At 44.1% G+C, this 7250-nt stretch carries 5 protein-coding genes; all 5 read right to left on the bottom strand.

All coding sequences use genetic code 11. From position 1 onward, the window contains the following. Positions 1-137: 137 nt before the first annotated feature. Positions 138-1379: a glycosyltransferase N-terminal domain-containing protein gene (locus tag QZZ43_RS10045; RefSeq protein WP_291858525.1), complete on the bottom strand. Its 1242-nt coding sequence runs from the start codon at positions 1377-1379 to the stop codon at positions 138-140. A gap of 112 nt (positions 1380-1491) precedes the next feature. After that, positions 1492-2751 carry a phosphoglycerate kinase gene (gene pgk / locus QZZ43_RS10040; protein ID WP_291858524.1) on the bottom strand — a complete coding sequence of 420 codons (1260 nt, stop codon included), beginning with the start codon at positions 2749-2751 and terminating at the stop codon, positions 1492-1494. Between the two features lie 740 nt (positions 2752-3491). Continuing rightward, the gene (locus QZZ43_RS10035; protein WP_291858522.1) at positions 3492-4115 is read right to left on the bottom strand and encodes a hypothetical protein; all 624 of its coding nucleotides are present in this window, start codon (positions 4113-4115) and stop codon (positions 3492-3494) included. Then, positions 4105-4932, bottom strand: coding sequence for a DUF4296 domain-containing protein (locus QZZ43_RS10030; RefSeq protein WP_291858520.1), 828 nt, complete (start codon positions 4930-4932; stop codon positions 4105-4107). The genes QZZ43_RS10035 and QZZ43_RS10030 overlap by 11 nt, the downstream gene beginning before the upstream one ends. Positions 4933-5065: 133 nt before the next feature. Then, positions 5066-6196: a non-hydrolyzing UDP-N-acetylglucosamine 2-epimerase gene (wecB, locus tag QZZ43_RS10025; protein ID WP_291858517.1), complete on the bottom strand. Its 1131-nt coding sequence runs from the start codon at positions 6194-6196 to the stop codon at positions 5066-5068. Positions 6197-7250 lie beyond the last annotated feature (1054 nt).

The raw sequence follows: 7250 nt of genomic DNA, 5'->3' as shown, positions 1-7250 counted from the left end.
ATACAATGGGGCTGTAATTAAAACAGAGGGCGCTTCATTTAAAGAAAACCTATTAGCTCGCGGAGATTGAAGTATCTGCCTGTTTTAACGGCTCAGGTGAGTCGGTTAAGATGATTCCACAGGCTTCTGACTTCTGACTAATCCCCATCCACTCCGAACACCTGTTTCATAATCATGCGGGTAGCCCCGCACATAGACTTCACATAAGAACCGGCAGCTTTGCCCGATTCCCTTCGTTGTGTTTCATTGTTTCTGAACTTCTCAACCAAAGAGAAAAAGTCATCATAATTATCCACCGAAAAACCGCCTCCCCATTCAATCAAATCACGGGCCTCTTTGAATTTATGAAATGCGGGTCCAAAAAGGACAGGCATTCCATAAGTGGCTGCTTCCAATGTATTGTGAATGCCTTTTCCAAAACCTCCACCAATCCATGCAACATGTCCGTAGCGATAAATGGCGGACAACAGACCAATGGTGTCAACAATCATTACCCGACTATCGGCCACATTTGCGTTCTCCATTCGCGTGAAACGGAAAAACGGAATTTTAAGCTTTTGTTCTATTTCGCGTATATGCCCTTCATGTACCTCATGGGGAGCCACAATCATCCGAACCCCTTCCGGTGCCTGATTTATGTACCGCACCAAAATATCCTCATCGGGCGGCCAGGTGCTGCCGGCAACAATTACCAAACGGGCATTCTCAGCAAACTGAGCGGCAACCGGAACATCGGTGGCAGCATCAACAATAGCAGTCACCCTGTCGAAGCGGGTATCTCCGGCCACCTCATAATTATCTAACCCGATTCGATGAAGAAGATCTCCGGAAGTTTCATCCTGCACATAAAAACGTGTCACCGCACCTAGTGCCTTTTTAAACCAACGGCCATACCATCTGAAAAATATCTGTTTCTCTCTAAAAATTGCGGAGACACTATAGAGTGGTATATGGCGTGTTGACAACTCATTAAAGAAGTTTGGCCAGAATTCGTACTTCACAAAGAAAACTTCTTCCGGTTGCACAACACTCAAAAATTTACGCGCATTCCGCGGTGTATCGGCCGGCAGGTAACACACCACATCAGCCAGGTCGTAATTTTTTCGAACCTCATATCCCGAAGGGGAAAAAAAGGTAAGCAGAATTTTCTTTCCCGGAACCTTCTCTTTTAATGCCTCAATAACCGGACGTCCCTGCTCAAACTCGCCCAATGAAGCACAATGAATCCATACCACGGAAGACTCACTTTTCAGAGCTGACAGTTTTTGCCATACTTCTTTCCTTCCACTGTGAAGTAATTTTGCCTTCTCATTAAAAAAAGAAGCAAAAGCCACTACAAAAGAAAAGAAACGAATTCCGAAGGTGTAAAGGAGGCGCATGGGTTCTAACATTTAATGGGCACCGTAAAATGTCGTACCCGGTTCAATCTTATAAAAAACGCCGGACGCAGCACTCCATGCATTGTCCGGCGGTAAGAATTAAAAACGAATATTATCCACGAATGGCCTTAATACCCGGCAGATCTTTACCTTCAAGATATTCCAGAAGTGCACCACCGGCAGTTGAAATGTATGAAACATCGTCGGCCAAACCAAATTTATTGATACAAGCCACTGAGTCTCCACCCCCAATAAGTGAGAAAGCACCTTTCTTAGTCCCTGCAGCAATGGCATCAGCTACTGCACGGGATCCCTTTTCGAAGGTCTCCATTTCAAATACACCAACCGGACCGTTCCAGAGAATGGTTTTAGAATTCTCAATAACTTCCTGGAAAGACCTGATAGATTCAGGACCTGCATCAAGCCCTTGCCAGCCTTCTGGAATCTGATCAACAGCAACAATCTTAGTATTTGCATTATTTTCGAATGCATCGGCAGCAACTACATCAACAGGCAGGTAAAGGTTTACACCCTTCTCTTTGGCCAGTTTTTCGATTTTAAGAGCCAGGTCGAGATATTCATTCTCACAAATGGAATCACCCACATTTCCACCACGTGCTTTAATGAATGTATAAGTCATGCCTCCGCCAAGAATAAGGTTATTAACCTTGTCCAGCAGATTCTCAATTATGGTGATTTTTGAAGAAACTTTTGCACCCCCCATGATGGCCGTAAATGGTCTCTCGGGTGATTTCAAAACTTTATCAAGACTTTGAAGCTCTTGCTCAATAAGAAAACCAAACATCTTACTTTCAGCATCGAAGTAATCGGCAATAACCGCAGTTGAGGCGTGAGCACGGTGAGCCGTGCCAAAAGCATCGTTTACATACACATCAGCCAAAGCAGCTAAATCTTTAGAAAATTGCTTCTGCTTCTCTTTCATTTCTGCCTTAGCTGATTTCTTTTCCTCTTCGGATGCGTCATCAGTCAAATCAGGCTTACCTTCTTCCTCAAGATGGAATCGTAGATTTTCAAGCATCAAGACCTGCCCTGGCTGAAGAGAAGCGGCTTTTTCTTTGGCGTCAGGCCCCACACAGTCTTTGGCAAATACCACTTCCACGTCCAGCAGTTCGGACAAACGCCCCTGAACATGCTTCATAGAGAAATCAGGATTGACTTTTCCTTTTGGACGTCCAAGGTGAGACATCACAACGGCAGAACCGCCATCTTCAACAATCTTTTTTAACGTAGGCAATGCAGCCTGGATGCGTGTATCATCAGTGATTTCAAATTTTTCGTTAAAAGGAACGTTAAAGTCCACACGAACGATGGCTTTCTTTCCTGAGAAATTGTAAGCTTCAATTTTCGACATAATATTTAAGAATTATTGGGTTTCTATCCGAACCTGAATTATTTATTCAGGTTTAACCGTTTTTTTTCGACACACAAAGATACAAAAAACCGCAAAGGTTTGGGAATAATTTTGTATTGGATTTTTCTAAGGAATTAAACCAAATAAGATAAAAAGTCTACACAGCAATTGCTATGCGCTCTTTTTCTCATTATGAGAAAAGCAAAAATCAGTTTCAACTTATACGTCATTTTACACATGACACGACACTTGGAATTAATGGCCACGAAGCGGCGGTAGAACGACAGAAACAATGTGATAAAAAAAAGCGGCGGAGCTTCGACAGATTCTGTATCGATTTGTTTGGTTCTGGCTCGTCCAGGTTAGGTTATTACCGGACCGTTTGTGAAAGATATTGTTTCTAGTCTCGTCTGCCAAGGTCCGCTTCAAGCAAGGCTGATAGCAACTTGTAGTTGTTTGTCTTGGACAGGTTTATTTTGAGACGAATTAAGTATTAAGTTAGCTGAAAATAGTTTGATCGAGTAGACCGAAGGCAAACAGGTGTAGCGATCTAAAAAGTCACTATAGCCTTTGCATTTCCCGGGTTATGGTCTTGTAGATTATTGACAATAAGTCTCTTCACTTCGTTCAGAATGACAAAAAACACGAAACCAATGACTTTTTGGACTGTCCCCTTTAGGAACAATAATCCATTTTCGATCGATTGTGTAATTCTTAGATAAAAGTGTTTGGCTCTTAAATCAGCCCCTCACCAACTCCTCATCAGGTACATTCAACCATTTCACTGCTGCCCCCGCCGTCCACTGTTTATTTACCAGATCGACATTCCGGAGCAACAATAATCCGGGATTGGCCCCCGGCTCCAGTCGGCCCACCCCCTTAAGACCCCCGAGTTTCGCGGCGCCGGTCGTTGCAGCAAAAAGGGCTTCCTCCAATGTAACATTGGAGAAAGTATGGCCCTTCATTCTTTCCAGAATTGTTCCGCTTCCGGTCAGCTGGTTTTGGAATGTTCCGGACTGGCATTCTGTCGGAATTTGCACCACCACCGGGATTCCCTTTTGAACTGCCGGAATTGTACTTTCAACATCCTTCACTCCCAGAATGAGGGTTCCATCCCGAAAGTGGCGATTGCGAAGGAATTGGTCGCCGAGAATTTCGGCAGCTGACACCTTAGAACAAATATCCACAAACGCCGGACACAAAATTCCGGAAAAAAACCGGGTAAAGGGACGCTCCTTAAACCCATGTTCGAAACACTCAACCGACTCAATAACCCCTTCATCGCTTACGGCAACAACAGGCCACCTCACCAGCGCTCCCTCAGGAGACAACATGAAATGTGCAGCAAAACGGTTAACGGACATCCACTCCTTTCTTAATTAATTCAAGGTCTTTTTTGTCGTCCTCGAGAGCCTCCAGATGTTCCAGACGAATTTCGGTAAACTCAACGGCGCCCGTCAATGTGGTATCATGTTGAAAAAGAAACCCTGAAATTTCAATAACCGGAGGAGCAGTATCGATATTGGCCACCAGACTAATGCTTTTTTTCTCAAAAACTTTATTAAGAGCAACCGAAAGCGTATCGGAGGTACTATCCGCAAACAAAGTAACGATTTGAGTCCTGGATTCCTTGCTCATATCTGGTCTCAAAAACCGGTAAAAAGCAGAAAACCTGATTTGCCCTCCGGAAAGCGAATCTGCCGAAACCACAAAAGGTAACCGATGATCGGCTGTATCAGTTGAGTTGACCGTAATTATTTCCCTGTCAAGTTCCCAAAGATCCCTTACCTCGGGTAAACTATCTGAGGCTGCACCTTCAGCTTTAATTTGTTTATTCAACGCCGCTTCACGCTTTGTAATCGAAAGCACCACTTTATCGTAAACCTCCTGATAGTGGTGAGGATGCGAGACATACCACTGACGAATAGAATCAAATTCGGTTGTAGATAAACCATAATCTTCCAGCACGTACTTGTAATAACCGGGTGCCAAATCTTCAGGATTCTCACTTCCGCCGTCATAGCGACTATTGGACAATACACTTTCTGCAAAATAGAGGTCGGTAAGAATTTCCGCCATTTCTTCTTGATCCGGAAAATCCTTAGGAATGGGCTCATTCGGACTGCATCCGGAGAGCAGAAACAAAACAATTACGGGAAATATTATAATGATTCGTATCATTGGTCTATTTTTTTAATGAATGAGCCCGGTCTACAAGGCATCATTATTGCCAAACTAATGAATAATAGTGATGCAAAAAAGTTTATGTCAATTTGCCCGGACATCCTGAAGGTTCTTTACAAGTGCAAATTTACTATAAATCAGGAGTTCTTATACCATCCACTTCGGTTTTCCAGAGAATCACCTTTGCAATTCGCTCTGCGGTGTGGCCATCCCAAAGTTGTGGAATTCGGCCGTTTTTGATTGTCCCGGCAAGACAGGAATCGACAATTTCTGCCGCCTTCTCCAACTTCATCCCTGCAAGAAAGTTGGTTCCCTGCTCAACGGTCACGGGGCGCTCAGTGTTTTTTCTAAGGGTCACACAGGGAATCCCGAGCCAGGTGGTTTCCTCCTGAAGTCCGCCGCTATCTGTAACCACCAAACGGGCATTCTTCAGTAAGTTCTGAAAGTCAATGTAACCCTGGGGAGGCACAATTTTCAAATCCGGAAAATCCCCTTCTATAGAATCCGCAATAATTCCTGTCACTGCCAGACTCTTTCGGGTTCGGGGATGCATGGGAAAAACCACAGGCACCTTTTGTGACAATTGTTGCAGCCATTCCATCAGATGGCGAAGCCGCCCGGGATCATCCACATTGGAAGGCCGGTGAATGGTCACCAATGCGTAACTTTGAGAATCAAGATGAAGGCGCTTCGCTACCTTGGAACCTTCAATGGCATCTGCGGCGAAAACAAGGCTGTCGATCATCACATTTCCCACGAAATGAATTTTGTCCTCAGATACTCCTTCGTTTCTGAGATTTTTCATGCCTGATTTCTCGGAAACAAAAAGCAAATCGGCGATGGCATCAGTAGCCAGGCGATTGATCTCTTCGGGCATAGAACGGTCGAAGCTTCTCAAACCCGCTTCTATATGAGAGGTGCGTATGCCCCGCTTTACAGACACCAGCGAACATGCCAGAGTGGAATTGACATCTCCCACCACAATCACATCGTCAGGCAACAATTTGTCAAGCACCTCATCAAACCGGGTCATAATATCTGCTGTTTGCTTTGCCTGGTTCCCTCCCCCTGCATTCAGGTTATAGGACGGTTCGGGGAGCCCCAAATCGTCAAAAAACACCCTGCTCATGACATCATCGTAGTGCTGTCCGGTATGCACCAACACCACCTCTACCCCATTTGAATTGGAAAAAGCCCGCCACAATGGGGCTATTTTCACAAAGTTGGGACGTGCTCCGGCTACCAGGATAATTTTTTGCATAAAAGGGTTGTGTGTTTTGAGTTTCGGGTTTTGGGTTGGAACTTAAAGCTGTAACCTGTGTGTTCATTTGTAATCTCGGTGGTTATATAATACCCGGCAATACTGGTATTTTTTACCACAGAGGACACGGGGATACACAGAGGACGCTGTGTTATTTGGAAATCCTCAATATTAATGAATTTTAAATAAAAACCATCTTCCAAGGAAACAAAAACTGCAATCTCTGTGCTCCTCTGTGGGCCCTGTGGTTATATAAAACCCGGCTTGGTTGGGTATTATAATTTTAACACAGAGGGCACGGGGATACACAGAGGACGCTGTGTTATTTGGGAATCCTCAATATTAATGAATTTTAAATAAAAACCATCTTCCAAGGAAACAAAAACTGCAATCTCTGTGCTCCTCTGTGGGCCCTGTGGTTATATAAAACCCGGCTTGGTTGGGTATTATAATTTTAACACAGAGGGCACGGGGATACACAGAGGACGCTGTGCAATTTGGGAATCCTTAATATCAATGAATTAAAAAAAAACCATCTCCCCAGGGAACAAAAACTGTAAGCTCTGTGCTCCTCTGTGAGCCCTGTGGTTATATAAAACCCCTGGTTCGTGTGGATTTGAAATCAACACGTTTTCTTCTTTTGCGGATTTCAAATCCGCCTTAAACCCTTTATCTTAATGGATATTGTCAGGGAACAAGAATACTATTTTAATTTTACGGAGTGGATTGCAATTCCACTCCGACGGGGGCTATATGATACCCGGCAATACTGGTGTTTTTTATTTTTTACCACAGAGGGCACGGGGGCCCTGTGGTTATATAAACCCGGCGTGATAGGGTATTATAATTTTACGACAGAGGACACGGGGATACACAGAGGACGCTGTGTTATTTGCGAATCCTCAATATTAATGAATTTCAAATAAAAACCATCTTCCCAGGGAACAAAAACTGTAAGCTCTGTGCTCCTCTGTAGGCCCTGTGGTTATATAAAACCCTTGGTTCGTGTGGATTTGAAATCAACACGTTTTCTTCTTTTGCGGATTTCAAATCC

The sequence above is a fragment of the Marinilabilia sp. genome (assembly GCF_016278715.1).
Lineage (GTDB): Bacteria > Bacteroidota > Bacteroidia > Bacteroidales > Marinilabiliaceae > Marinilabilia.
The sequence above is the reverse complement of the archived record's forward strand: the minus strand, read 5'-3'. Positions and strand labels throughout refer to the sequence as shown.

Bases quoted from the DNA above. Each gene is read 5' to 3' on its own strand.
- QZZ43_RS10030 (WP_291858520.1), bottom strand. From the start codon at position 4,932: ATGATACGAATCATTATAATATTTCCCGTAATTGTTTTGTTTCTGCTC.
- wecB (WP_291858517.1), bottom strand. From the start codon at position 6,196: ATGCAAAAAATTATCCTGGTAGCCGGAGCACGTCCCAACTTTGTGAAA.
- QZZ43_RS10045 (WP_291858525.1), bottom strand. From the start codon at position 1,379: ATGCGCCTCCTTTACACCTTCGGAATTCGTTTCTTTTCTTTTGTAGTG.
- pgk (WP_291858524.1), bottom strand. From the start codon at position 2,751: ATGTCGAAAATTGAAGCTTACAATTTCTCAGGAAAGAAAGCCATCGTT.
- QZZ43_RS10035 (WP_291858522.1), bottom strand. From the start codon at position 4,115: ATGTCCGTTAACCGTTTTGCTGCACATTTCATGTTGTCTCCTGAGGGA.